This window comes from Streptomyces coerulescens, from assembly GCF_042657965.1.
Classification (GTDB): Bacteria; Actinomycetota; Actinomycetes; order Streptomycetales; family Streptomycetaceae; genus Streptomyces; species Streptomyces coerulescens.
In genome coordinates this window covers 275,766-302,407 of the sequence record NZ_JBHSKM010000012.1, presented here as the reverse complement: position 1 = coordinate 302,407, position 26,642 = coordinate 275,766, and the positions used below count along the sequence as shown (strand labels likewise).

General features: G+C 70.6%; 22 protein-coding genes. 17 read left to right on the top strand and 5 right to left on the bottom strand.

The window, feature by feature from the left end; translation table 11 throughout:
- The first annotated feature begins 92 nt into the window (after positions 1-92).
- The 4 genes from ACFPQ9_RS20860 (at position 93) to serA (ending at position 5,438) form a co-directional block, all read left to right on the top strand.
- A complete protein-coding gene (locus tag ACFPQ9_RS20860; protein ID WP_380854991.1) occupies positions 93-1,943 on the top strand; it encodes an acetolactate synthase large subunit in 1,851 nt (616 codons plus the stop codon).
- Positions 1,944-1,964: 21 nt separating this feature from the next.
- Positions 1,965-2,489, top strand: coding sequence for an acetolactate synthase small subunit (ilvN, locus tag ACFPQ9_RS20855; RefSeq protein ID WP_030051183.1), 525 nt, complete (start codon positions 1,965-1,967; stop codon positions 2,487-2,489).
- Positions 2,490-2,618: 129 nt separating this feature from the next.
- The gene (gene ilvC, locus ACFPQ9_RS20850) at positions 2,619-3,617 is read left to right on the top strand and encodes a ketol-acid reductoisomerase (RefSeq protein WP_380854987.1); all 999 of its coding nucleotides are present in this window, start codon (positions 2,619-2,621) and stop codon (positions 3,615-3,617) included.
- A gap of 231 nt (positions 3,618-3,848) precedes the next feature.
- A complete protein-coding gene (gene serA / locus ACFPQ9_RS20845) occupies positions 3,849-5,438 on the top strand; it encodes a phosphoglycerate dehydrogenase (RefSeq protein ID WP_380854984.1) in 1,590 nt (529 codons plus the stop codon).
- Between the two features lie 278 nt (positions 5,439-5,716).
- Here serA and ACFPQ9_RS20840 read toward each other — a convergent pair whose 3' ends face one another.
- On the bottom strand, positions 5,717-7,267 hold the full coding sequence (locus ACFPQ9_RS20840) for an MFS transporter (RefSeq protein ID WP_380854981.1): 1,551 nt from the start codon (positions 7,265-7,267) through the stop codon (positions 5,717-5,719).
- A gap of 83 nt (positions 7,268-7,350) precedes the next feature.
- Here ACFPQ9_RS20840 and ACFPQ9_RS20835 point away from each other — a divergent pair, with 83 nt between their 5' ends.
- Complete coding sequence (locus ACFPQ9_RS20835; protein ID WP_380854978.1) at positions 7,351-7,935, top strand: TetR/AcrR family transcriptional regulator; 585 nt, start codon at positions 7,351-7,353, stop codon at positions 7,933-7,935.
- A gap of 129 nt (positions 7,936-8,064) precedes the next feature.
- Complete coding sequence (locus tag ACFPQ9_RS20830) at positions 8,065-9,633, top strand: FAD-dependent monooxygenase (protein ID WP_380854975.1); 1,569 nt, start codon at positions 8,065-8,067, stop codon at positions 9,631-9,633.
- A gap of 66 nt (positions 9,634-9,699) precedes the next feature.
- Here ACFPQ9_RS20830 and ACFPQ9_RS20825 read toward each other — a convergent pair whose 3' ends face one another.
- Positions 9,700-10,914 carry a PucR family transcriptional regulator gene (locus ACFPQ9_RS20825; protein WP_380854972.1) on the bottom strand — a complete coding sequence of 405 codons (1,215 nt, stop codon included), beginning with the start codon at positions 10,912-10,914 and terminating at the stop codon, positions 9,700-9,702.
- Positions 10,915-11,076: 162 nt separating this feature from the next.
- Here ACFPQ9_RS20825 and ACFPQ9_RS20820 point away from each other — a divergent pair, with 162 nt between their 5' ends.
- Together ACFPQ9_RS20820 and pruA are read left to right on the top strand one after the other, a co-directional pair.
- Positions 11,077-12,003 carry a proline dehydrogenase family protein gene (locus ACFPQ9_RS20820; protein ID WP_380854969.1) on the top strand — a complete coding sequence of 309 codons (927 nt, stop codon included), beginning with the start codon at positions 11,077-11,079 and terminating at the stop codon, positions 12,001-12,003.
- A 174-nt stretch (positions 12,004-12,177) separates the two neighbouring features.
- Positions 12,178-13,809, top strand: coding sequence for an L-glutamate gamma-semialdehyde dehydrogenase (gene pruA / locus ACFPQ9_RS20815; protein ID WP_380854966.1), 1,632 nt, complete (start codon positions 12,178-12,180; stop codon positions 13,807-13,809).
- 61 nt (positions 13,810-13,870) lie between these two features.
- Here the strand turns inward: pruA and ACFPQ9_RS20810 are convergent, their stop codons facing one another.
- Complete coding sequence (locus tag ACFPQ9_RS20810; RefSeq protein ID WP_380854963.1) at positions 13,871-14,077, bottom strand: DUF5988 family protein; 207 nt, start codon at positions 14,075-14,077, stop codon at positions 13,871-13,873.
- Between the two features lie 94 nt (positions 14,078-14,171).
- Here ACFPQ9_RS20810 and ACFPQ9_RS20805 point away from each other — a divergent pair, with 94 nt between their 5' ends.
- A complete protein-coding gene (locus ACFPQ9_RS20805) occupies positions 14,172-14,729 on the top strand; it encodes a GNAT family N-acetyltransferase (protein WP_380854960.1) in 558 nt (185 codons plus the stop codon).
- A 259-nt stretch (positions 14,730-14,988) separates the two neighbouring features.
- Entirely contained in the window at positions 14,989-15,120 is a 132-nt protein-coding gene (locus ACFPQ9_RS20800) for a hypothetical protein (RefSeq protein WP_380854957.1), read from the top strand.
- Positions 15,121-15,207: 87 nt separating this feature from the next.
- Here ACFPQ9_RS20800 and ACFPQ9_RS20795 read toward each other — a convergent pair whose 3' ends face one another.
- Complete coding sequence (locus ACFPQ9_RS20795; RefSeq protein WP_380854954.1) at positions 15,208-16,806, bottom strand: purple acid phosphatase family protein; 1,599 nt, start codon at positions 16,804-16,806, stop codon at positions 15,208-15,210.
- Between the two features lie 142 nt (positions 16,807-16,948).
- On the opposite strand from ACFPQ9_RS20795, the gene ACFPQ9_RS20790 reads away from it, so the two are divergent.
- Positions 16,949-17,992, top strand: coding sequence for a 3-isopropylmalate dehydrogenase (locus ACFPQ9_RS20790; protein ID WP_380854950.1), 1,044 nt, complete (start codon positions 16,949-16,951; stop codon positions 17,990-17,992).
- Between the two features lie 277 nt (positions 17,993-18,269).
- Complete coding sequence (locus ACFPQ9_RS20785; RefSeq protein ID WP_380854947.1) at positions 18,270-19,358, top strand: branched-chain amino acid aminotransferase; 1,089 nt, start codon at positions 18,270-18,272, stop codon at positions 19,356-19,358.
- Here ACFPQ9_RS20785 and ACFPQ9_RS20780 read toward each other — a convergent pair.
- Complete coding sequence (locus ACFPQ9_RS20780) at positions 19,355-20,806, bottom strand: cytosine permease (protein ID WP_380854944.1); 1,452 nt, start codon at positions 20,804-20,806, stop codon at positions 19,355-19,357. The two genes, ACFPQ9_RS20785 and ACFPQ9_RS20780, sit on opposite strands and share 4 nt — an antisense overlap.
- Before the next feature lie 138 nt (positions 20,807-20,944).
- On the opposite strand from ACFPQ9_RS20780, the gene ureA reads away from it, so the two are divergent.
- From ureA to ACFPQ9_RS20755, 5 genes are all read left to right on the top strand, one after another.
- On the top strand, positions 20,945-21,649 hold the full coding sequence (ureA, locus tag ACFPQ9_RS20775; protein ID WP_380854941.1) for an urease subunit gamma: 705 nt from the start codon (positions 20,945-20,947) through the stop codon (positions 21,647-21,649).
- Complete coding sequence (locus ACFPQ9_RS20770; protein WP_380854938.1) at positions 21,646-23,358, top strand: urease subunit alpha; 1,713 nt, start codon at positions 21,646-21,648, stop codon at positions 23,356-23,358. The genes ureA and ACFPQ9_RS20770 overlap by 4 nt, the downstream gene beginning before the upstream one ends.
- 10 nt (positions 23,359-23,368) lie before the next feature.
- Positions 23,369-24,409 (top strand): agmatine deiminase family protein, encoded by a 1,041-nt coding sequence (locus tag ACFPQ9_RS20765; RefSeq protein ID WP_380854935.1) that lies wholly within the window; start codon positions 23,369-23,371, stop codon positions 24,407-24,409.
- A 9-nt stretch (positions 24,410-24,418) separates the two neighbouring features.
- Positions 24,419-25,018: a TetR/AcrR family transcriptional regulator gene (locus ACFPQ9_RS20760; RefSeq protein WP_380854932.1), complete on the top strand. Its 600-nt coding sequence runs from the start codon at positions 24,419-24,421 to the stop codon at positions 25,016-25,018.
- 115 nt (positions 25,019-25,133) lie between these two features.
- The gene (locus ACFPQ9_RS20755) at positions 25,134-26,420 is read left to right on the top strand and encodes a TolB-like translocation protein (RefSeq protein ID WP_380854929.1); all 1,287 of its coding nucleotides are present in this window, start codon (positions 25,134-25,136) and stop codon (positions 26,418-26,420) included.
- Positions 26,421-26,642 lie beyond the last annotated feature (222 nt).

Sequence of the window (26,642 nt, the reverse complement as noted above, 5' to 3'; positions counted from 1 at the left end):
CGGCACGAGGGGTTTTTTGTTGCACAGGGACCAGTCGTGCAACATCGAAACTCCGCTCAAACTTCGCAAAAACCCTCAGCATCGAGAAGAGAATGCCGATGACCGAGCAGGCCACCGGGGCCCATCATCCGCAGCCGCGGCCCCGATCCGGAGGACAGTCCGCCCCCGAGCACGTCACGGGTGCGCAGTCCCTCATCCGTTCGCTCGAGGAGGTCGGCGCCGACACGGTATTCGGCATTCCCGGTGGCACCATCCTCCCGGCGTACGACCCGATGATGGACTCCAAGCGGGTGCGTCACGTGCTGGTCCGCCATGAGCAGGGCGCCGGACACGCGGCCACCGGTTACGCGCAGGCCACCGGCAAGGTCGGCGTCTGCATGGCGACCAGTGGCCCGGGTGCCACCAACCTGGTGACGCCGATCGCCGACGCGATGATGGACTCGGTGCCGCTCGTGGCGATCACCGGTCAGGTCGTCTCCAAGTCGATCGGCACGGACGCCTTCCAGGAGGCGGACATCGTCGGCATCACCATGCCGATCACCAAGCACAGCTTCCTGGTCACCAAGGCGGAGGACATCCCCCGGGCGATCGCGCAGGCGTTCCACATCGCCGCCACCGGCCGCCCGGGACCGGTCCTGGTCGACATCCCCAAGGACATCCTCCAGGCGAAGACCACCTTCTCCTGGCCGCCGGCCATGGACCTGCCCGGCTACCGGCCCGTCACCAAGCCGCACGCCAAGCAGATCCGCGAGGCCGCCAAGCTGATCACCGCCGCCAAGCGGCCGGTCCTGTACGTCGGCGGCGGTGTCATCAAGGCCGGCGCCACCGCCGAGCTGAAGGTCCTCGCCGAACTCACCGGAGCGCCCGTCACCACCACCCTGATGGCGCTCGGCGCATTCCCCGACAGCCACCCGCTGCATGTGGGAATGCCGGGCATGCACGGTGCGGTCACCGCCGTCACCGCGCTGCAGAAGGCCGACCTGATCGTCGCCCTCGGCGCCCGCTTCGACGACCGTGTCACCGGCAACCTGGACAGCTTCGCCCCGTACGCCAAGATCGTCCACGCCGACATCGACCCGGCCGAGATCGGCAAGAACCGCACGGCCGACGTGCCGATCGTCGGTGACGCCCGAGAGGTCATCGCCGACCTGGTCCAGGCCGTGCAGAAGGAGCACGCCGAGGGTCACCAGGGCGACTACAGCGCCTGGTGGAAGGACCTCTCCCGGTGGCGCGACACCTACCCGCTCGGCTACGACCAGCCCGACGACGGCTCGCTGTCCCCGCAGCAGGTCATCGAGCGCATCGGCCAACTCGCCCCGCAGGACACGGTCTTCGCGGCCGGCGTCGGCCAGCACCAGATGTGGGCCGCGCACTACATCCAGTACGAGAAGCCGGCCACGTGGCTGAACTCCGGCGGCGCCGGAACCATGGGCTACGCGGTCCCCGCGGCCATGGGCGCCAAGGCCGGGGCCCCGGACCGGACCGTCTGGGCGATCGACGGTGACGGCTGCTTCCAGATGACCAACCAGGAACTCACCACCTGCGCCCTGAACAACATCCCGATCAAGGTCGCCATCATCAACAACGGCGCCCTCGGGATGGTCCGCCAGTGGCAGACCCTCTTCTACAACCAGCGCTACTCCAACACCGTCCTGCACTCCGGGCCCGACGACGTCAACCCGGAGGCCAGGGGCACCCGCGTCCCCGACTTCGTGAAGCTGTCGGAGGCCATGGGCTGCTACGCGATCCGCTGCGAGGACCCTGCCGACCTCGACAAGGTCATCGAAGAGGCGAACTCCATCAACGACCGCCCGGTCGTCGTCGACTTCATCGTCCACGAGGACGCCATGGTGTGGCCGATGGTCGCCGCCGGCACCTCCAACGACGAGATCATGGCCGCCCGGGACGTGCGCCCCGACTTCGGCGACAACGAAGACGACTGAGCGAGAGAGACGTAAAAGACCATGTCCAAGCACACGCTCTCCGTCCTGGTGGAGAACACCCCGGGCATCCTCGCCCGGATCGCCGCTCTGTTCTCCCGCCGCGGCTTCAACATCGACTCCCTCGCGGTGGGTGTCACCGAGCACCCCGACATCTCCCGCATCACCATCGTGGTGAGCGTCGCCGACCTTCCGCTGGAGCAGGTGACGAAGCAGCTCAACAAGCTCGTCAACGTGCTGAAGATCGTCGAACTGGAGCCGGGTTCGGCCGTTCAGCGCGAACTCGTCCTGGTGAAGGTCCGCGCCGACAACGAGACCCGCTCCCAGATCATCGAGATCGTCCAGCTCTTCCGCGCCAAGACCGTCGACGTCTCCCCGGAGGCCGTCACCATCGAGGCCACCGGCTCCAGCGACAAGCTGGAGGCCATGCTGAAGATGCTGGAGCCGTTCGGCATCAAGGAGCTCGTCCAGTCCGGCACCATCGCGATCGGCCGCGGCGCGCGCTCGATCACGGACCGCTCGCTGCGCGCGCTCGACCGCTCGGCATAGGGACGCGTTCGGACGGTCGGGTGACACCGGCCGTCCGGATAACGCCCGTATGGCGAGACCCCGAAACTTCCCTTCCCCCCGCCGTCATACGGTGGGACGCAACACCTGCACACAAGGAGAGAACCCAAAGTGGCCGAGCTGTTCTACGACGCCGACGCCGACCTGTCCATCATCCAGGGCCGCAAGGTCGCGGTCATCGGTTACGGCAGCCAGGGCCACGCCCACGCGCTGTCGCTCCGTGACTCGGGTGTCGACGTGCGTGTCGGTCTGCACGAGGGCTCCAAGTCCAAGGCGAAGGCCGAGGAGCAGGGCCTGCGCGTGGTGACGCCGTCGGAGGCCGCCGCCGAGGCCGACGTCATCATGATCCTGGTGCCGGACCCGATCCAGGCCCAGGTCTACGAGGAGCACATCGCCCCGAACCTGAACGACGGCGACGCCCTGTTCTTCGGGCACGGCTTCAACATCCGCTTCGGCTTCATCAAGCCCCCGGCCGGCGTGGACGTCTGCATGGTCGCCCCGAAGGGCCCGGGCCACCTGGTCCGCCGCCAGTACGAGGAGGGCCGCGGCGTTCCCTGCATCGCGGCCGTCGAGCAGGACGCGTCCGGCAACGCCTTCGCGCTCGCCCTGTCGTACGCCAAGGGCATCGGCGGCACCCGCGCCGGCGTCATCAAGACGACCTTCACCGAGGAGACCGAGACCGACCTGTTCGGTGAGCAGGCCGTCCTGTGCGGTGGCACGGCCGCGCTGGTCAAGGCCGGTTTCGAGACGCTGACCGAGGCCGGCTACCAGCCGGAGATCGCGTACTTCGAGTGCCTGCACGAGCTGAAGCTGATCGTGGACCTCATGTACGAGGGCGGCCTGGAGAAGATGCGCTGGTCGATCTCCGAGACCGCCGAGTGGGGCGACTACGTCACCGGCCCGCGGATCATCACCGACGCCACCAAGGCCGAGATGAAGAAGGTCCTCGCCGAGATCCAGGACGGTACCTTCGCCCAGGCCTGGATGGACGAGTACCACGGCGGTCTGAAGAAGTACAACGAGTACAAGCAGCAGGACTCCGAGCACCTGCTGGAGACCACCGGCAAGGAGCTGCGCAAGCTCATGAGCTGGGTGAACGAGGAGGCGTAAGCCTCTGCCGACGGGACCGGAGCAGGCTGCTCCGGTCCCGTTGTCCATCCCGTCACATCACGGACGGGTGATCCTTCCGCAGAGGCGCAGGACGACTCCCGCAGCGCCACTACACTGCCGTACTACATACGCGTCAGGCCCACAGCGTCGTGCGTCTTCCACGCGGCCACCACCCCTCCACCGCCTGCGGCCGTCGGGACGGCCGTCCGCAATGGACATGTGAGGACTCACGTGAGCTCGAAACCCGTCGTACTCATCGCCGAAGAGCTGTCGCCCGCGACCGTGGACGCGCTCGGCCCCGACTTCGAGATCCGGCACTGCAACGGAGCGGACCGAGCCGAGCTGCTCCCGGCCATCGCCGACGTGGACGCGATCCTGATCCGCTCGGCCACCAAGGTCGACGCCGAGGCCATCGCCGCCGCGAAGAAGCTCAAGGTCGTCGCCCGAGCCGGCGTCGGCCTGGACAACGTCGACGTCTCCGCCGCCACCAAGGCCGGCGTGATGGTCGTCAACGCCCCCACCTCGAACATCGTGACCGCCGCCGAGCTGGCCTGCGGTCTGCTCGTCGCCACCGCCCGCCACATCCCGCAGGCCAACGCCGCGCTGAAGAACGGCGAGTGGAAGCGCAGCAAGTACACCGGTGTGGAGCTGGCCGAGAAGACCCTCGGTGTCGTGGGTCTGGGGCGGATCGGTGCGCTGGTCGCCCAGCGCATGTCCGGCTTCGGCATGAAGGTCGTCGCCTACGACCCCTACATCCAGCCCGCGCGCGCCGCCCAGATGGGCGTCAAGGTGCTGTCGCTCGACGAGCTGCTCGAGGTCTCCGACTTCATCACCGTCCACCTGCCGAAGACCCCCGAGACCGTCGGCCTCATCGGCGACGAGGCGCTGCGCAAGGTCAAGCCGAGCGTGCGCATCGTCAACGCCGCGCGCGGCGGGATCGTCGACGAGGAGGCGCTGTACTCCGCCCTCAAGGAGGGCCGGGTCGCCGGTGCCGGTCTCGACGTGTACGCGAAGGAGCCCTGCACGGACTCCCCGCTGTTCGAGTTCGACCAGGTCGTCGCCACCCCGCACCTCGGTGCCTCCACGGACGAGGCGCAGGAGAAGGCCGGTATCGCCGTCGCCCGCTCGGTGCGTCTCGCGCTCGCCGGTGAGCTCGTGCCGGACGCGGTGAACGTCCAGGGCGGTGTCATCGCCGAGGACGTCAAGCCGGGTCTGCCGCTCGCCGAGCGTCTCGGCCGGATCTTCACGGCGCTCGCCGGTGAGGTGGCCGTACGGCTGGACGTCGAGGTGTACGGCGAGATCACCCAGCACGATGTGAAGGTGCTGGAGCTCAGCGCCCTCAAGGGTGTCTTCGAGGACGTCGTCGACGAGACCGTCTCGTACGTCAACGCGCCGCTGTTCGCCCAGGAGCGCGGTGTCGAGGTGCGGCTGACGACCAGCTCGGAGGCGACCGACCACCGCAATGTCGTCACCGTGCGCGGCACGCTCGGCAACGGCGAGGAGGTGTCGGTCTCCGGCACACTGGCCGGGCCCAAGCACCTGCAGAAGATCGTCGCGGTCGGCGACTACGACGTGGACCTCGCGCTGGCCGAGCACATGGTGGTGCTGCGGTACGAGGACCGGCCGGGTGTCGTCGGCACCGTCGGCCGCATCCTCGGCGAGGCCGGGATCAACATCGCCGGGATGCAGGTGTCGCGTGCGGTCGCAGGTGGAGAGGCGCTGGCGGTTCTCACCGTCGACGACACGGTGCCGGCCGGGGTGCTGGCCGAGGTCGCGGCGGAGATCGGTGCGACGTCCGCTCGCGCGGTGAACCTGACCTGACGTCACTGTTCGGCTGCCGGTGCGTGGGGGCTGGTCGCGCAGTTCCCCGCGCCCCTTCTGGGGGCCTGCGGCCCCCAGACCCCCGCTTCGGCCCTGAACGGGCCTCGTCCTCAAACGCCGGACGGGCTGAATGATGCGGCTCGGCGTGGAGGGGTGAGGCCCTCAGGGGGTGGGTGGGGGCTTGGGATGGCGTGGAGTTGTTCTCAAACGCCGGACGGGCTGAATGATGCGGCTCGGCGTGGAGGGGTGAGGCCCTCAGGGGCGAGCAACGTTCCCTGTCAAACGCCGGACGGACTGAGCTTGCTCGGTTCGTCCGGCGTTTCGCATGTCCGGGTCCGGACCTCTACCCGCCGCAGCGTGACGGCCGCCAGCACCGCCGCACCGGCCAGCAGCACCGCCCCGGCGATCGCCGCCCCCTGCATCCCGCTGGTGAACGCCTCCCGGGCGACCGTGGCCAGGCCCGGAGTGCGGTCGGCCATCGCCAGCGCTCCGCCCAGCGTCTCGCGGGCGGCCTGCGGGGCCGAGTCCGGGATCTCGTGGCGGTAGATGGCCGTGCCGATCGAGCCGAGCACCGCCATGCCGAGCGCGCCGCCGAACTCCCCGCCGGTCTCCATCAGGGAGGACGCGGAGCCCGCACGCTCCAGCGGGGCCGTGCCCATCGCCAGGTCCATGATCTGGGACATCACCACGACGCCGCCGACGGCGAGCACCGCGCACGCGACCAGCACCAGCACCATCGAGTCCGTCCCCGCGAGGGACAGCACCCCGAAGCCGGACGCGGCGATCAAGAAGCCCGCGGTGACGACGTGGCCGCGGTCGACGCCCTTCTGCACCAACTGCGTCGCGATCGGGGCCGCCGCGCCGATCGGCACCGACGGCAGCAGCGCCCACAGGGCCGCTTCCAGGGCGCTCTTGCCGAGCACCGACTGCAGGTACTGCGTGGTGAAGTACGCCGAGCCCATGATGCCGAACGCGGAGACCAGGTTCAGGGCGACCGACGGGGCGAATCCACGGCCGCGGAACAGCGCCGGGGAGATCATCGGCGAGGCCGCCGTGCGCTGGCGGTGCACGAAGAGGGCCGCGAACAGCAGGCCGACGGTGATCGAGACGACGTAGCGGACGTTCCAGCCCTCGGAGGGGATCTCCTTCAGGCCGTAGATCACGGGGAGCACCGCCGCCATGGACAGCGGGACGCTCAGCCAGTCGAAGCGGCCGGGCTCGGGGTTGCGCCACTCCGGGAGCATGACCGGGCCGAGGATCAGCAGGAGCGCCATCGCCGGCAGGTTGACCAGGAAGACCGAGCCCCACCAGAAGTACTCGACCAGCAGCCCGCTCATCACCGAGCCGAGCGCGATCCCGGCCGTCATCACGCCGGACCACAGGCCGATCGCCTTCGCGCGCTGGGCGGGGTCGGTGAACATCGTGCGGGTCATGGCCATCGTCGACGGCATCAGCGTCGCGCCCCCGATGCCGAGGACCGCGCGGGCCGCGATCAGCATCTCGGCGCTGTTCGCGTACGCCGCCGCCAGTGAGGCCGTGCCGAAGGCGGCGGCGCCGATCAGGAGCAGTCGGCGGTGGCCGATGCGGTCGCCGAGCGAGCCCATCGTCATCAGCAGGCCGGCCAGGACGAAGGCGTAGATGTCGAAGATCCACAGCTGCTGGGTGCCGCTCGGCTCCAGGTCCGCGCTGATCGCCGGGATCGCGAAGTAGAGGACCGAGACATCCATCGAGACCAGCAGCAGCGGCAGCATCAGCACGCCGAGCGCGGTCCATTCGCGGCGGCCGGCACGGGCCGGCGGGGTGGTGGTGCTCTTGGGGTTCGTCGTCATGACGGTGAATGTACGCGCGTCTTAAACGCTTGTCTAGAACGGCCGTATAGGACGGTTGTATGGATCGGCGGTAGGGTGGTCGCATGGGACACCGTGAGGATCTGCTGGAGGGCGCCAAGCGCTGCCTGCTCGACAAGGGCTTCGCGCGCACGACGGCGCGGGACATCGTCAGGGAGTCGGGGACCAACCTCGCCTCGATCGGCTACCACTACGGCTCGAAGGACGCGTTGCTGGCGCAGGCGTACGTGGCGCTGGTCGAGGGGATGAGTGACGCGTTCGACGGTGACGGGGGTGCCGGGATCACCGCCGAGCCGGGCTCGTTCGAACGGTTTCAGCAGGTGTGGTCGAACATCATCGCCACCATGCGCGAGCCCGGTTCGATGTGGCGGCTCAGCATGGAGATCGTCGTCATGGGCGACCGGATGCCCGAGCTCCGCGACCACCTCGCCGCGGCCCAGCGGGAGGCCGGGCGCGGGCTGATCCCGCTGCTCATGGGCGGACGGGAGGAGGACGTCCCGGAGGAGGCCGTGGACACGCTCGGCATGTTCTACGTGACCCTGATGACGGGTCTCATCGCGCAGTGGACCTTCGATCCGAAGTCCGCGCCCGACGCGGAACAGCTCACCGCCGGGCTGCGCCAGGTGTTCGAGGCGGCCACACGGAAGTGACACGCCCGCGGCGACGGGCCACGGGCCACGGGCGGCGGGCGGCAGGTCGGTGGACGCGGGCGCGGGCGCGTGATGCTCTGGCCGTCGCCTGTCGTTGCGGTCGTGCGCCCGGTGCGGATGATGGGTCCCATGGAGCCCGACATGCCCGCGGCGGACGCCGGGGCCGAGGTACTGATCGTCGGTGGCGGGCCCGTCGGGCTCACCGCCCGAGCGCTGCTCGAACGCTGGGGCGTGCGGACCCTGCTGGTCGAGAAGCGCCGTGAGCTGTCGCCCTTTCCGCGGTCCCGGCTGATCAACGTGCGCACCATGGAGATCTTCCGGCAGCTCGAACTCGCCGAGCGGATCACCGCGGCCGCGTTCGCGCCGGAGTACGGCCGGATCCGCTTCCGGGACACGCTGCACGGCCCCGACTTCGCCTCGGCGGCGATGGTCGGGGTCAACGGACCGGTGCCGGAGAGCCCGGTGATCGGCGCGGTCACCTCGCAGGACCGGCTGGAACCCACGCTGCTCGACGCGGCCGCCTCCGAGGTGCGGTTCGGTGTCGAACTCGTCGACCTCGCCGAGGAGGGCGCCAGTGTCGTGGCCCTGCTCGCCGACCGCGGCAGCGGGGAGCGCACACGCGTCCGCGCCCGGTACCTACTGGCCGCCGACGGCGCCAACTCCACCGTCCGGGAGCGGCTGGGCATCGCCACCGAGGGCCCCGGCGAGGTCGGCCGCGTCACCACCGTCGTCTTCGACGCCGACCTCGGCCGGTGGTCCGCCCGGCAGCCCGCCGGGGTCTATCTCACCTCGCAGGGGTCGTTCCTGCCGCTGTATCCCGAGGGCGGCTGGGCCTGGTTCACGCCCACGCCCGAGGACACCGACCATGCCGACTGGCCCGGCCTCCTCGCGCGCTCCCTCGGCGCCGAGGCGACGGTCGACGTCCTGCGCGTGCAGCACTGGGTGGTGAACGCCTTCGTCGCCGAACGCTTCCGGCACGGCCGCACCCTGCTGGCCGGCGACGCCGCGCACGCGATCCCGCCCGCCGGCGGTCTGGGCATGAACGTCGGCGTCGCCGATGTGCACAACCTCTGCTGGAAACTGGCGGGCGTGCTGCGCGGCTGGGCGGGGCCCGGACTGCTGGACAGCTACGAGAAGGAACGGCGGCCCGTCGCCCACCGCACGCTCGGCCAGGCGGTGGAGAACTCCAAGATGATGTTCCAGGTGCAGGACGTGCGCCGCGAGCAGCTCGGCGCGGGGGCGGAACAGGTCCCGGACCACGTCGAACCGCCCTGGTCGGAGCAGTACTTCGCGCAACTCGGCCTGGTGCTCGGCGTCGCCTACCGCTCCGGTGCCGTCCTCACCGGCGACGGTACGGCGACGATGCCGCCGGAGACGGGCACGACGTACGTTCCCACGGCCGAACCGGGCCACCGCGTGCCGCATCTGTGGCTGACCGACGGCCGCTCCACCCTCGACGCGTTCGGCGAGTGGTTCACGCTGCTGACCTCCGCCCCCGCCGACTGGCGGTCACCCACCCCCGCGGCCTGGCCCCTGCGCGTCGAGCCGCTGCCCGCCGAGCACACCGACCAGTGGGACCTGCCCCCGCAGGGAGCGCTGCTCGTCCGCCCCGACGGCCACATCGCCGCCCGCTGGGGCGACGGACCGCCGGGCGACGGCACCCTCCACGACGCCCTCGCCGCCATCACCTCACGCTGACCGCACCGGCGGCGCGGAGCACGAGCCGGTGCGCCAGGTGCGCGACGCGGTCCGGCCGGATGCCGGCTACAGCCGTGCCCCCTTGAGCGCCATGTGCAGCAGCAGCCGGTCCTCCCCGTCGTCGAGGTCCAGGCCCGTGAGCTGTTCGACGCGGGAGAGGCGGTAGTACAGGGTCTGGCGATGGATGCCCAGCTCGGCGGCGGTACGGCCGGCCTGGCCCGCGCAGTCGAGGTAGACCTCGGCGGTGCGGGCGATTTCCCGCTGGGCGGGGGAGAGGAGCGGGGCGACCACGGGGTCGTGGGCCGTCTGCGGGGACAGCGAGGTCAGCAGGCGGTACGGACCGATGTCCGACCACTGGGCCACCGGGCCGAACCGCGGTTCCGCTAGGGCCGCGCGGGCCGCGGCCGACGCCTCCTGCCAGAGCGCGCCCAGCTCGGCGAGGCCGGTGCGCGGCTCGCCGAGACCGGCCGCGACCTGGGCCCGGCCGGCCTTGGGTGCCCGCGCGGCCGGACTCTCCTTCAACAGCCGGGACGCCGCCGCCTGCGCAGCCGTGCGCACCTCGGGCGAGCGCAGCCGTACCAGCACGGCGAGGCTCTGCCCGGACGCGCCCCATGGCACGGTGCACAGCGCGGTCGCGTGCGGCACCGTCCGCACCGAAGGGGCGTCGTCGGGGTCGGCCGACGGCCACGGGGCCACGCAGACGACCGTATGGACGCCGTCCGCGCGCGGGCCGAGGGCCGTGCGCAGCTCGGCGATCGCCATGTCGCCCTGCCAGCCCCGCTCGGCGATCAGTGCGGCCCGCAGCTCCCGGCTGAGGTCCGCCCCGTGCTGCGCCTCGTCCGCGAGCAGCGCGCCGATCCGGGCGGTCACCTCCATGGCGGCCGCCAGCTGCTGGTCCGTGGGCCCCGGGTCGTCGTCCAGGAGCCAGACGTAACCCCGGACGACACCCCGGTGGCGTACCGGGAGGCAGATACGTCCGCGGTACACCCCCGCCTCCGGGGTGCGCGGGATCCGCACCGGGCCGGTGGCGCGTGTGATGCCGAAGCCCTCGAACCAGGTCTTCACGGCCGATGTGGAGCGGCGGGTCAGGATCGAGCGGGCGCGGACGGGGTCCAGGGCCGACGCGTCGAGCTCGTCCTCGCTGTCGTAGGCCCCGAAGGCGATCAGCTCGAAGTCCCGGTTCTCCAGCGTCGCGGGGGCGCCCAGGAGCTCCGAGATCTCATCGACCAGCTCCTGGTAGTCACCCTTGAATTCCGACGTCACCCGGGCATTCTCCCGCATTTCCCGAGGCGCTTCATACATCTGTCTGAGATCTGTGGCACGGATGCGTGACAGCTGTCGATGGCCGACGATCGGAGGGATCCTTAGGTTTCACGGTGGTTCTCCGTGCCGTACCCGAATGGTGGGCTTTCGGCTGCTTTTCTGCTCCTGTGGAGGTGCCCCGTGCTGGGTCCCGTGATTCTTGCCGCGTCGCGCAGCGACCGGATGCGACGCCTGATCTCGGCGGCCCCGGTGACCAAGCAGGTCGTCGACCGCTTCATCCCGGGCGAGACGGTCGACGAGATCGTGCCGATCATCCGGGACCTCAGCGACCGTGGTCTGGAGCTGACGATGGACGTCGTCGGCGAGGACATCACCCGCCCGGAGCAGGCCGCCGCCGCGCGGGACGCCTATCTGGCCCTCATCGACCGCCTCAAGGAACTGGAGCTGGGCACCAGGGCCGAGATGTCCGTGAAGCTCTCGATGTTCGGACAGGCGCTGGAAGGCGGCCACGAGCTGGCCCTCGCCAATGTCCGGCCGGTCGTCGAGGCCGCCGCCGCGATCGGCACCACCGTCACCCTCGACGCCGAGGACCACACCACCCTCGACTCGATGCTCGCCATCCACGAGGAGCTGCGGAAGGACTTCCCGCAGACCGGCTGCGTCATCCAGGCGTACCTCTTCCGCACCGAGGCCGACGCCCGCCGCCTCGCGGAGAGCGGCAGCCGCGTCCGACTCGTCAAGGGCGCCTACAAGGAGCCCGCCGAGGTCGCCTACCAGCAGAAACACGAGATCGACAAGGCGTACGTCCGGATCCTGAAGATTCTGATGGAGGGCGCCGGGTACCCGATGATCGGCTCCCACGACCCCCGCCTGATCTCCATCGCCCAGGAACTGGCCCGCACGGCCGGGCGCAAGCTGGACGAGTACGAGTTCCAGATGCTGTACGGCATCCGCAGCGACGAGCACCTGCGCCTCGCCGCCGAGGGCCACCGCATGCGCGTCTACACGGCCTACGGCACCGACTGGTACGGCTACTTCATGCGCCGCCTCGCGGAGAAGCCGGCCAACCTGCGCTTCTTCGCCCGCAGCATGCTCACCCGAGGTTGAGAAATGACGCACACACAGAGGTCTTTCTGCCGGGGGTCCGGGGGTTGTCCCCCGGGAAAGCACAGCATGCGCCGTCTGGCGGAGAAGCCCGCGAACCTGCGCTTCTTCGCGCGCTCGATGATCAGCAAGGGCTGAGCCCGAACACCCGCTCAAGTTCAAGGAGTTACGGATCTCATGGACGCTGTGACCCAGGTCCCCACCCCCGTCAACGAGCCGGTGCACGGCTACGCCCCCGGCTCGCCCGAGCGTGCCCGGCTCGAGGCCAAGCTCAAGGAGCTGGCCGAGAACCCGATCGACCTGCCGATGACCATCGGCGGCGAGAAGCGGTTCGGCGGCGGCGAGCGCGTCGACGTCGTACAGCCGCACAACCACAAGGCCCGCATCGGCACCTACGGCACCGCCACCCAGCAGGACGCCCAGGACGCCATCGACGCGGCCCTGGCCGCCGCGCCGGCCTGGCGTGCGATGTCCTTCGACGACCGTGCCGCGATCATCCTGCGCGCCGCCGATCTGCTGGCCGGCCCCTGGCGCGAGACGCTGGCCGCCTCCACCATGCTCGGCCAGTCCAAGACCGCCCAGCAGGCCGAGATCGACACCCCCTGCGAGCTCGTCGACTTCTGGCGCTTCAACGTCAAGTACGCCCGTGACCTGCTCGCCGAGCAGCCGGTCGCCAACTCCCCGGGCGTCTGGAACCGCCTCGACCACCGCCCGCTGGAAGGCTTCGTCTACGCGATCACGCCGTTCAACTTCACGGCCATCGCGGGCAACCTGCCGACCGCCCCGGCCCTCATGGGCAACGTCGTCGTGTGGAAGCCGTCCCCGACGCAGACCCACGCCGCCGTGCTGCTGATGCAGCTCCTGGAGGAGGCCGGGCTGCCCAAGGGCGTCATCAACCTCGTCACCGGCGACGGCATCGAGGTCTCCAAGGTCGCCCTGGAGCACCGCGACCTCGCCGGCATCCACTTCACCGGCTCGACCAAGACCTTCCAGTACCTGTGGCGGACGGTCGGCAACAACATCGAGAAGTACCGCTCCTACCCGCGCATCGTCGGCGAGACCGGCGGCAAGGACTTCGTCGTCGCCCACCCGAGCGCCGACAAGGCGGTCCTGAAGACGGCCCTGACCCGCGGTGCCTTCGAGTACCAGGGCCAGAAGTGCTCGGCGACCTCCCGGGCGTACATCCCGGCGTCGATCTGGAACTCCGGCTTCAAGGAGGAGTTCGCGGCCGAGGTCGACTACATCACCATGGGTGACGTCACCGACCTGTCCAACTTCGTCGGCGCCGTCATCGACGAGCGCGCCTTCGCCAAGAACAAGGCTGCCATCGACCGCGCCAAGCAGGACGACACCTGCACGATCGTCGCGGGTGGCTCCTACGACGACTCGGTGGGCTACTTCGTCCGCCCGACGGTCATCGAGTGCAGCGACCCGGCGAACGAGGTCTTCACGACCGAGTACTTCGGCCCGGTCCTCGCCGTGCACGTCTACGAGGACGACAAGTACGACGAGATGCTGGACCAGATGGAGTCCGTGTCGGCCTACGCGCTGACCGGCTCGGTCATCTCCGGCGACCGCGCCGCGACCGCGTACACGATGGAGAAGCTGCGCTACGCGGCCGGCAACTTCTACATCAACGACAAGTCGACCGGTGCCGTCGTCGGCCAGCAGCCCTTCGGCGGCGGCCGTGCCTCGGGCACCAACGACAAGGCCGGCGCCCCGCAGAACCTGATGCGCTGGACGCTGACCCGCGCCATCAAGGAGACGCTGGTCCCGCCGACCGACTACACGTACCCGCACATGGGCTGACAAGCCAACGCGTGGGAAACGGCCGGGTCTTGAGCGGACCCGGCCGTTTCGTGTCGCTGTGCTAGCCCGGCATCTCCGTTCGCTCCCACCACTCGAACACGGGGAGTCTGCCCTCGGGAGTGTCCGCCTGGCGTGAGGTCGGCCGGAAGTGTTCGTAGCCGTTCCGGAGCTCGATCTTCACGTCCGGACCGGGGGAGGGAGTGGGGACGATCCGTTCGGGCAGGTCGTCCGGGCCGCCCTCGAGGAACACTTTCGCCGTCTGGTTCATGACCTCAGCGTTCCCCTCGTCGTGACCGTCTGTCCCGGGCCGCGCGGAGGATCAGCCGAGTGGGCGATCCACGCCCCGGCCCGATACTGGTCCGATGACCGCCACCGCATCCGCCTTCACCGTGCGCACCGCACACACCGCAGACCTCACCCCCACCGAAGTGCGCGCGATCCGCGCCCTGTTGGACGAGGCCTTCGACGGCGACTTCTCCGACGAGGACTTCGAGCACGGGCTCGGCGGCATGCACGCCCTCGTCCAGGACGACGCCGGGCGGCTCGTCGCCCACGGGTCGGTGATCATGCGGCGGGTGCGGCACCGGGAGCGGTGGCTGCGGGTCGGGTACGTCGAGGCGGTCGGCGTACGGCGGGACGCTCGCCGCGGCGGGCTGGGCGGGCGGGTGATGGCCGAGCTGGAGCGGGTGATCGAGCGGGCCTACGACGCCGGGATGCTCTCCGCCAGTGACGAGGGGGCCGCGCTGTACGCCGCGCGGGGCTGGGAGGTGTGGAGCGGGCGGGTCTGCGGGCTCGGGCCCGACGGCGTCGTCCACCTCCCGGACGAGGAGGGCAGCACCTTCGTGCGGACCGCACTCGCCGGGCCGCTCGATCCCGCATCCGAGCTGGTCTTCGACTGGCGGGACGGGGATGTGCTGTGACGGGCCGTCGGTAGAAAGCACAGGTCAGCGGCGTGTGACTCACTGCACCGTCTCAGATAGTAGGAAGTCCGAGTAATTGTGGAGACAGATGCGCCGTCCTCCCTTAGCTTTGTAGAAGCCGAACGTCTCGCTCGATCAAGCGAATGGCGGTCGTGAGCCGGGCCCCGTGCAGGCAACCCCTGCGGCACCGCTCCCCGCCCCATCCGGCGTCTCGAAATCCCTCTGTGCACTCCCGGATTCTCGAAGGAGTCGATTTCCCATGGCCGAGACGACCGCCCGCCGTCGAGTCCGTCACATCTCCCGGACGAACGAGTCCGACCGCAAGAACGCGGCCGCCGCGTTGCAGCGTGCGCTGGATCGCCGGGACAACGGTGGCGCGACGGGCCACTAGCCGTGGATTAGGGCCGCGATGTGTCGTTGTTCGTGTGCGGCTTCGTCGTGGCTGGTCGCGCCGTTCCCCGCGCCCCTTTGGGGCGCGTTACCGGCGGCGTACCTCGAAATGGTCTACGCGCTTACCCTCCGGCGTCAGCGCCGACACCTTCAGGCTCGGCCTTGCGCCGCTCTCCGCCTCCACGGAGAGGAAGGAGAAGCCCCGGTAGCGCACCCGCGACCACTCGACGCTCTCCGCCTTGGTGCCGCGTGACCTGGTCCACTTGAAGGAGTCGACCGACTCCCGCTCGGCGACCTGGCCCTCGTAGCTCTCCTCGACGCCCTTCGGGAAGCCGTACAGGTCCTTGCCGCCGCCGCCCGCCGTGACGTACACGATGCCGTCCCGCCTCGGGTCCGTCGTCGCGCCGATCGGTACCGGGCTGCCGACCTCGCCGTTCTTGATGGCATCGGTCCGCTCGTACACATGGTTGTGCCCGTTGATCACCAGGTCGACCTCGTGCCGCGCGAACAGCGGCACCCACTCGGCGCGAATGCCCCCGTCGGAGGCGTGCGTCGAGGTCGAGTAGGCGCAGTGGTGGAAGTAGACGACGATGAAGTCCACCGCGTCGTCGGCCCGCAGCTCACCGAGCGTGCGGTCCAGCCACTTGGTCTGCCGCCCCTCCGAATAGCCGAAGTTGGCGGGGATCTCGTACGACACGTCGTTCGCGTCCAGCGCGACCACACCGACGTTGCCGTACGTGAACGCGTACACCCCGGGCGCCGTGCGCGGGTCGAAGCCGGTGTCCGGGAGGGAGAAGCGGGCGAGCTGGCCGCCGTAGCCGTCCGGCGAGTACCACGCCTCCATGTCGTGGTTGCCGGTCGTCACCATCCACGGCACCGACTTCGCCACCGACTCCGTCTGTTTGAGGAACACGTCCCACAGGCCGGCCTGGAAGGCGTCCGAGTCCTTGCCCTTGCCGGTCGGGTTGGCGTAGCAGATGTCCCCGGCGTGGAGGTGGAAGGCAGGGTCCTGGCGCAGCAGGGCGCGGTCGTTGTCGGCCGCGTGCATCCCGACACCCTGGTCGCCGAACGCGGTGAACACGAACCGCTCGGGCGGGGTCGCGGGCGCCGTACGGAAGGACGCGATCGTGGACCGGTTGCCGGGGGAGGCCGGGTCGAAGCCCTCGTGCCCGACGCCGTAGTAGTACGTCGTGCCCGGCCGCAGACCGTCCAGGGCCGCGTGCAGGTAGTACTGCTCGACCGCCGCGCTCACCCCCTTGATCTCCGGGGTGTGCAGATCGCGCAGCTCCGCCTCGATCCTGCGGTCCAGGTCGTCGGGTCGCAGCCCGATCCGGACGTACGGCTTGCGCACCGCGGCCGGCACCTGCCAGGAGATCCGCATCCGGGTCTTCGGGTCGGCGCCGAACGCGAGATGGCGGCCGAAGGGGGCGACCGCGGAGCCCGGCACCTTGGTGAGTGCCGAGGGGGAGGCCTTCGTATCGGCGGCCCCCGAGTCCCCCGACCCCGCGCAGCCCGTCAGCAGCCCGCTCGCCACCGCGCCCGCGGTCACCAGCGTGCGGCGCCGGGTCAGTTTCGTCCGCAGGTACTCGTGCTGCTCCGCCATGCTCATACGGCGGGCGAGTCGGGGCGGGATGCCGAAGTCGGGGACGGGGGGTCCGGGGGGTGTCCCCCTGGAAGGCACAGTCATGAGGGAGAAGTTCCCAGCGGAGGTCAACACCCGCCCCTCATACGGGTGAACGGCGGTCGACGCGCAAGCGCCGTCCCTCGTCCGGCCGTCCGCATGGCGGACACCGCATGTCATTCCATGGGACGAGGAGTAAGGTGCCGACATGTCTCGCAGCCTCAATCTCGCAGTGATTCCCGGTGACGGCATCGGGCAGGAAGTCGTGGCCGAAGGGCTCAAGGTCCTCTCCGCCGTCCTCCCGCAGGATGTGAAGCTGGAGACCAAGGAGTACGACTTCGGCGCCCGGCGCTACCACGCCACCGGTGAGACCCTCACCGACGCCGACGCCGACGCGCTGAAGAAGCACGACGCGATCCTGCTCGGCGCCATCGGCGACCCGTCGGTGCCGTCCGGGGTCCTGGAGCGCGGCTTCCTGCTGAAGCTCCGCTTCCTCTTCGACCACCACGTCAACCTGCGTCCGTCGAAGCTCCTCCCGGGTGTCGCCACCCCGCTCGCCGGCCAGCCCGAGATCGACTTCGTCGTCGTCCGCGAGGGCACCGAGGGCCCGTACACCGGCAACGGCGGGACCATCCGCAAGGGCACCGAGCACGAGGTCGCCACCGAGGTCTCCGTGAACACGGCCTTCGGCGTCGAGCGCGTGGTGCGTGACGCCTTCGCCCGTGCGCAGGCCCGGCCCCGCAAGAAGCTCGCGCTGATCCACAAGAACAACGTGCTGGCCTTCGCCGGTCACCTGTGGACGAACATCTTCAACAAGGTGGCCGAGGAGTTCCCCGAGGTCACCACCGAGTACATGCACGTCGACGCCGCGACCATCTACCTGGTCACCCAGCCAGAGCGCTTCGACGTCATCGTCACCGACAACCTCTTCGGCGACATCATCACCGACCTCGCCGCGGCCGTCTCCGGCGGCATCGGAGTGGCGGCGAGCGGCAACATCAACCCGAGCGGCGACTTCCCGTCGATGTTCGAGCCGGTCCACGGTTCCGCGCCCGACATCGCCGGCCAGGGCAAGGCCGACCCCACCGCCACGGTCCTGTCCGTCGCCCTGCTCCTGCGCCACCTCGGCTACGACGCCGAGGCGGCCCGTATCGACGAGGCAGTCTCCGCGGACCTCGCCGAGCGCACCGGCCAGCCCGCCCGCTCGACGTCGGAGATCGGCGACGCGCTGGCCGTACGAGTAGCCGGCTGACCCGCGGCGCCACTCGAACCTCCCCCACTCGAAGCCGCCGGGTCATTCCGCACCCGGCGGCTTCCCCATGTCCGCCGCCGGGTGACACCATCGACCCCTGGGTCGCGATTCACGCCGGATCACGCCGAACAGGCCGATTTCTTCCACGGCTCCCGCTTGCGATAATCGAACGCGGAGCCGCGGAATCAGGGAATGCTCGGACGTCCTAGCACTGGCCACTGGCAGTACTGGCGTGAGCGCGGCCCGCCACAATCAAACCGGTGAAGGACATCTACTCATGACGACGCCCACGATCGAGCTCAAGCCCTCAGCCAGCCCGCTCTCCGCCGCCGAGCGCGAGGCGATACTGGCGAACCCGGGGTTCGGCCGCCACTTCACCGACCACATGGTGACGATCAAGTGGACCGAGGGCCGTGGCTGGCACGACGGCGAGCTCGTGCCGTACGCGCCGCTCTCCCTCGACCCGGCCACCATGGTTCTGCACTACGCGCAGGAGATCTTCGAGGGTCTCAAGGCCTACCGGCAGCCCGACGGGACCGTCGCCTCCTTCCGGCCCGAGAAGAACGCCAGGCGCTTCCAGGCCTCGGCCCGCCGGCTCGGTATGCCGGAGCTGCCGGTCGAGACCTTCATCGAGGCGTGCGACGCGCTGGTCAGGCAGGACGAGGGCTGGGTGCCGGCGCACGGCGGTGAGGAGTCCCTCTACCTGCGCCCGTTCATGTTCGCCACCGAGGTTGGCCTGGGCGTCAAGCCGGCCGGCGAGTACCTGTTCATCGTCATCGCCTCCCCGGCCGGCGCCTACTTCCCCGGCGGTGTGAAGCCGGTCTCGATCTGGGTCTCCGAGGACCACGTCCGCGCGGTGCCCGGCGGCATGGGCGACGCCAAGACGGGCGGCAACTACGCCGCGTCCCTGCTGGCCCAGGCCGAGGCCGCGGCCGAGGGCTGCGCACAGGTCTGCTACCTCGACGCGGTCGAGCGCAAGTGGGTCGAGGAGCTCGGCGGCATGAACCTGTACTTCGTGTACGGCGACAAGATCGTCACGCCCTCCCTCACCGGCTCCATCCTGGAGGGCGTCACCCGTGACTCCCTGCTCCAGGTCGCCCGCGACCTCGGCTACGAGGCCGAGGAGGGCCGTGTCTCCGTCGACCAGTGGCAGCGGGACTCCGAGAACGGCACGCTGACGGAGGTCTTCGCCTGCGGCACGGCCGCCGTGATCACGCCGGTCGGCACGGTGAAGCGCACGGGCGCGCAGTGGCGGCAGGGCGACGGAGAGCCCGGCGAGGTCACGCTGAAGCTCCGCCAGGCGCTCCTCGACATCCAGCGGGGCAAGGCCGACGACCGGCACGGCTGGATGCACAAGCTGGGCTAGTTCTCGGACGTGCCCGTCAGGGCCGCCACCGACTCCGTGTCCGTGGCGGCCCTTTCGCGTGCCGGAGCGGACTCGCCGAGCGTGAGCAGCACGTACACCACACCCCCCACCACCCCCGACAGCAGGAAACTGCAGTCCACCCCGCCGGTCAGTCCCAGCAGCGGTCCCTCGTACGACGGCAGGGACACGGCGAGCAGGCCGACCGCCGCGCCCAGCCCCCAGGCCACCGTCGCCGGGATGTTCCAGCCACCCCGGTACCAGTAGATCCCGCCCCGCGCGCGGCGGTTGAAGACCTGGAGGGCGTCCGCGTCGTAGACGCCCCGGCAGCGGGCGAAGCCGATCAGCGTGATGACCGCCCATGGCGTGCCGACGGCCGTCAGCAGCAGCACGAAGGACGTCATCGCGTCCTGCGCGGTCGAGGCGTAGTGGCCGACGAAGACGCAGATCGTGGCGACGACGGCGACCGTGTAGGTGGCGCGGGCGCGGGAGGCGCGCGGCAGGATGGCGTCGAGGTCGAGGCCCATGGAGTAGAGCATCAGGCCCGCGTTGCCGACCGAGCCGGCCGAGGCGGCGAGCAGCAGCGGCACCAGGTACCAGCCGGGGGAGGCGTCGACCAGGGGACCCGCGTAGTCGAGGGCGGCCCGGGCCGCGTACGACGTGAAGGTGCCGAACAGCTGGGGAACCAGCAGCCCCAGCAGCAGGCCGAGCCAGGTCGCGTGCAGTACCCGGCGCGAGGTGTGGCGGGCCGGGGAGATGTAGCGGGTGTAGTCGCCGAGGAGGGTGATGAAGGCGATCGGGCCGGACAGACCCGCCGCCACCGTCGCGAGCAGCCATGTCGGCCAGAAGCCGCCCAGCAGATAGCCGCCCGCCTCGGGCAGCGCGTCCGTGGTGAAGTGCGGGGCGTAGGCGAGCACGCCGAGGACCAGCAGGGCCGTCATGCCGACCGCGAGGACACGGGACATGGCGAGCAGCACCCGGTAGCCGTACACGGCGCCCGCGACGGTCGCCGCGGCCAGCAGCCCGTAGACCACGCCGTACGACACCCCGTTCGCCGGCAGCCCGACCAGCCGGCCCAGCACGCCCACCATCACATCGCCGCCGATCCACACGGTCAGGGCCGTGTAGCCGAGGGCGAGCAGCAGGCCCACCACCGAGCCGACCAGGCGGCCGCGTACGCCGAACTGGGCGCCGGAGGACGTGGACAGGTTCGTCGCCGTGCGCAGGGAGATCAGGGCGAGCGGGGCGGTCAGGGCCGTGCCGACCACCGTGCCCACCACGATCGAGCTCACCGACGCCCACCAGCCCAGGCCGAAGGACGGGGGCAGCCAGCCGAAGACGATCACCCCGAGGCAGAGGTTCGACCCGAGCAGGATCGAGACGAGGTCCCGGGGGCCGCTGGTGCGTTCCTCCTCGGGGATGGTGTCGACTCCGCGCTGTTCCATCGGCATGGGTGGCTCCCTCGGCTCCCGTGATTTGAGTGACGTTCAATCTGAGGTGTCCGAGATTGACTGTCAACCTTTCGATCGGCGGAATTTCGTGTTTAGAGTGATGCTCTAAAGTCGAGTCTGGCAAGGAGGTGCCGTGTCGTGAGACTGACCCCCACGGAACGTGACCGGCTGCTGCTCTTCGGAGCCGCCGAACTGGCCCGGGCACGCAGGGCCCGAGGGCTGCGGCTGAACGTCCCGGAGGCGACCGCGCTGATCGCGGACACCGTGTGCGAGGCCGCCCGGGACGGGGCGCGGCTCGCCGAGGCGATCGAGCGCGCCCGCGGTGTCCTCGGACCGGACGACGTGCTGCCCGGCGTGGCGGACGTCGTCACCGAGGTGCACGTGGAGGCGGTCTTCGACGACGGCTCACGGCTCGCGGTCGTCTCCGACCCCATCGGCGGCGGGCTCGGCCCCGAGGCCCCCGGCGCGCTGCTGCCGGGCCCTCGGCACGCCGAGCCGGAGGCGGCCGTGCGGCTGACGGTCACCAACACCGCCACCGTGCCCGTCTCCGTCACCTCCCACTTCCACTTCTTCGAGGCCAACCCGCGCCTCGACTTCCCGCGCGAACGGGCCTACGGCATGCGGCTCGCCGTACCCGCCGGGTCGTCCGTGCGCTTCGGGCCGGGGGAGAGCGTCGACGTCGGACTCGTGCCGATCGGCGGTGAACGGATCGCGATCGGGTTCGCGGGACTCGTCGACGGGCCGCTGGACGCGCCCGGCGCCCGCGCGGAGGCCCTGCGCCGCGCCGCCGCCTGCGGCTACCTCGGAGCCATGGAAACAGCTGATCAGGAGGGCCGGCGATGAGTCGTCCGGGGGGCCACCCCGCCGAGGCAGGACACCTCACCCCGCACGAGTACGCGGCCGCGCACGGCCCCCGCGCCGGCGACCGCATCCGGCTCGGCGACTCCGGGCTGACCATCCGGGTCGAGTCCGACGCGCAGCGCTACGGCGAGGAGTTCCTCGCCGGGTTCGGCAAGACCGCCCGGGACGGGCTGCATCTCAAGGCCGCCGCCGTCCGCGACACCTGCGACGTCGTCATCAGCAACGTCGTGGTCATCGACGCGGCCCTCGGGATCCGCAAGGTCTCCATCGGGATCCGGGAAGGCCGGATCTGCTCGATCGGCCGGGCCGGCAACCCCGACACCCTCGACGGGGTCGACGTCGTCGTCGGCACGGGCACCTCGATCGTGTCCGGCGAGGGGCTCATCGCCACCGCCGGCGCCGTCGACACCCATGTCCATCTGCTGTCGCCGCGCGTCATGGAGGCGTCGCTCGCCTCCGGGGTGACCACGATCATCGGCCAGGAGTTCGGACCGGTGTGGGGCGTCGGCGTCAACTCGCCCTGGGCGCTCAGGCACGCGTTCAACGCCTTCGACGCCTGGCCGGTCAACATCGGCTTCCTCGGGCGGGGTTCGTCCTCGCACGAGGCTCCCCTGATCGAGGCCCTCGCCGAAGGAGGCGCGTCCGGCTTCAAGGTGCACGAGGACATGGGCGCCCACACCCGGGCGCTGGACACGGCACTGCGGGTCGCCGAGGAACACGACGTCCAGGTCGCCCTGCACAGCGACGGGCTGAACGAGTGCCTGTCGGTGGAGGACACCCTGCGCGTGCTGGAGGGCCGCACCATCCACGCCTTCCACATCGAGGGCTGCGGCGGCGGACACGTCCCCAACGTGCTGAAGATGGCCGGGGTGCCGAACGTCATCGGCTCCTCCACCAACCCGACGCTGCCCTTCGGGCGGGACGCGGTCGCCGAGCACTACGGGATGATCGTCTCCGTCCACGACCTGAAGACCGACCTGCCCGGCGACGCCGCGATGGCCCGTGACCGCATCCGCTCCGGGACGATGGGCGCCGAGGACGTGCTGCACGACCTGGGCGCGATCGGCATCACCTCCTCCGACGCGCAGGGCATGGGCCGGGCCGGCGAGACCGTCCGCCGCACCTTCGCGATGGCCGGGAAGATGAAGGCCGAGTTCGGCGCCCCGGACGACGGCCACGACAACGAGCGCGTCCTGCGCTACATGGCCAAGCTGACCATCAACCCGGCCATCGCCCACGGACTCGCCCACGAGGTCGGCTCGATCGAGGTCGGCAAGCTGGCGGACATCGTGCTGTGGCGCCCGGAGTACTTCGGCGCCAAGCCGCAGCTGGTGCTCAAGTCCGGGTTCCCCGCGTACGGCGTCACCGGCGACCCCAATGCCGCCACCGACACCTGCGAACCCCTCGTCCTGGGACCGCAGTTCGGGGCGTACGGCGCCACCCCCGCCGACATCTCCGTCGCCTTCGTCGCGCAGGCCGCCGTCGACCAGGGGAACGACACGATGCCGACCCGGCGCCGCAGGGTCGGCGTGCGCGGCACCCGCGGCATCGGGCCCGCGGACCTGCGCCTGAACTCCCGTACCGGATCCGTCGACGTCGACCAGCGCACCGGCCTGGTCACCCTCGACGGTGCGCCGCTGCACTCCGAGCCGGCCGAGTCCGTCTCACTCAACCGCCTCTACTTCCTCTAAGGAACCCTCCATGTCTGCTGCCGCCGACGGCTTCCGTATGCCCGCCGAGTGGACCCCGCACGAGCGCACCTGGATGGCCTGGCCGGGGCCGAACGCGACCTTCGAGGACGCCGGGGACCTCATGGCGGCCCGGCTCGCCTGGGCGTCGGTCGCCCGCGCGGTGCGCCGGTTCGAGCCGGTGACGGTGGTGTGCGGACCCGGTCAGTCGGCCGAGGCCCGCGCGCTGCTCGGCGACGGCGTCGATACGGTCGAGCGGGACCTCGACGACGCCTGGATGCGCGACATCGGCCCCACCTTCCTGACCAACGGGGCCGGTGAACTCGCCGCCGTGGACTGGACGTTCAACGGCTGGGGCGCCCAGGACTGGGCCAGCTGGGAGCACGACGCGAAGATCGCCGCGTACGTGTCCGACCTGGCCGGCTCGACGAGGACGTACGCCTCGCGGCTCGTCAACGAGGGCGGTGCGATCCATGTCGACGGTGAGGGGACGGTGCTGCTGACGGAGACGGTCCAGCTCGGTCCGGAGCGCAATCCGCACTGGACGCGGGAGCAGGTCGAGGCCGAGATCCACGGCATGCTCGGCACCCGCAAGGCGATCTGGCTCCCGCGCGGCCTGACCGGCGACTACCCGCCCTACGGCTTCGGCACCCTGGGCCATGTGGACATCGTCGCCGCCTTCGCTCGCCCCGGCGTGGTCGTGGCCCACGTCCAGCCGGATCCGGCGCACCCCGACCACGAGGTGACGAAGGAGGTCGTAGGGCTGCTGCGGGCGCAGACGGACGCGCGGGGCCGCAGCCTGGAGGTCGTCGAGGTCCCGGCGCCGACCGTCCTGGAGGCCGACGGCCACTGGGCCGACTACTCCTACATCAACCACTACCTCTGCAACGGCGGCGTGGTGCTCTGCGGCTTCGACGACCCGCGCGACGAGATCGCGGCCGGTATCTTCCGGCGGCTCTTCCCGCAGCGGACGGTGACCCTCGTCGACGCCCGTACGATCTTCGCGGGTGGTGGAGGCATCCACTGCATCACACAGCAGCAGCCGAGGATCTAGGAGCCGCAGATGGCCGGTGGGCGCAGGCAGGCGCCGCCCCGTGACGAGGTGCTCGCCGCCGCCATGGAGATGATCGCCGAGCGCGGTCTGGAGAAACTCACCATGGCGGCGCTCGGCACAGCCGTCGGCATGAGCAGCGGCCATCTCCTCTACTACTTCCACTCCAAGGACGAGCTGCTGCTGCGCACCCTGGAGTGGAGCGAGGGGCGGCTCGGCACCGAGCGCGGCCGGCTCCTCACCCGGGCCGCCGCCGCCCGCGAGCGGCTCGACGCCTACGTCGACCTGTACGTCCCCGTCGGCCACCGCGACCCGCACTGGACCCTGTGGCTGGAGGTCTGGAACCGCTCGCAGAACGCCGACGACGACGCCCGCGCACGCCAGGCCGCGATCGAGGGAGCCTGGCACCGAGACCTGGTGGCGCTGCTGGCGGAAGGGGTGTCCAGGGGCGAGTTCCGGGCGGTCGACCCCGACCGTTTCGCGGCGCGGCTGCGGGCGCTCCTCGACGGGTTCTCGATCCATGTCGCCATCGGACTGCGCGGCACGGACCGAGCGCAGATTCTGCGCCACGTAAGGGAGTTCCTCGACGACAGCCTCCTCGCGGACTCCTGAGCCCACGCCCCGGTTGTACGCAATATGGGGGATTGACCATGTAACGCGCGATGCGTTTGCCTCGTGGGGAGCCTTCGGCGAGGGCCGGGGGAAAAGCGTCCACGGGGGAACAACCATGCACAGCACCAAGCGAGTTCGCGCGCTCGCCGTCACCGTGGCCCTGGCCGCCACCACGGCGGCCCTGGCCGGGACACACGCGAGCGCCGGGCCACGGGTCCCGACCGTCGAGCGGGTCACCCTGTCGGCGACGGGGGAGCAGGGCAACGGCCACTCCTACGCGCCGGAGTTCAGCGCCGACGGCCGCTTCGCGGCGTTCACGGCGGACGCGTCCAACCTGGTGTCCGGCGACACCAACGACGTGTCGGACGTCTTCGTGCGCGACCTGCGCACGGGGGCGGTCGAGCGGGTCAGCGTCGCCTCGGACGGCACCCAGGCCGACCAGCGGTCGACCGTGCAGGGCATCAGCGCCGACGGCCGCTACGTCCTGTTCCGCTCCAACGCCAGGAACCTGGTCCACTGGGACACCCCGCCGGCCGACGCGGGCGCCGACGACATCTATCTGCACGACCGGCGCACCGGCACCACGAAGCGGATCAGCGTCGCGTTCGACGGGGGTTCCGCCTACGCGGCCGGCGCGGCCATGTCGGCGAACGCCCGCTACATCGCCTTCAACGCCAAGGCCGACCGGATGGAGGACGGCGCCGCTGACCTGTTCGGAGCGGTGTACGTCTTCGACCGCACCGCCGGCACCACGAAACGGATCAGCAACCCGGACCGGCCCAGCAACCCGGCGCTCTTCCAGGACGTGAGCGCCGACGGCCGGTACGTGCTCTACACCCAGCTCGTCCCGCGCAGCTCCAACGGGGTGACCTGGGTGCACGACCGTCGCACCGGCGCCGAGGAGCGGGTCAACCTCAAGGCCGACGGCTCCCCGGCACCGCATTACGCGATGCCGGCCACGCTCTCCGGGGACGGCCGCTCGGTCGCCTTCCAGAACGGGGACGAGGACCTGCTCCCCGGTGGCGGCCCCGACGCGTCCGACATCTACGTCCGCGACCTGCGCACGGACGTCACCCGGCGGATCGACGCCGGCCCCGACGGCGAGCGCATGCCCGACCGCCCCGTCCTCAGTGAGGACGGCCGGTACGTGGGCTACGAGGCCACCCCGCGCCTGCCCGACGGCACGCCCGGCCCGGCCAACGTCTACCTCCGTGATCTGCGCACCGGCAGCACCCGCCTGGTCAGCGAGTCCGTCGACGGGGGACCGGTGACGGACGCGTCGGTGTGGCTGGAGTCGGTGAGCGCGGGGGCGGAACGCCTCGGCCTCAGCAGCGCCTCGTCCCAGCTCGTCACCGGGGACACCAACAACGCGGGCGACGGCTTCGTCCGCCGGACGCGGTGATCAACACAGTGCTCGCATCCTGAGACGGACGGTGAGCCCGGGGGCGGTCTGTGCCAGACTGCCCCCGTGCTCTCGTTCGCCATGATTATTGGCAGCAGGCGCGCCGGTCCGCAGTGACCACCACGTACGACCAGGTACGGGTGGACACCGTCGTCCTCGACCCGCGCGCAGACCTCTCGCACCCGCGAGGGGTTTTTCGCTTTTTCTGGCCCACCTTCAGCC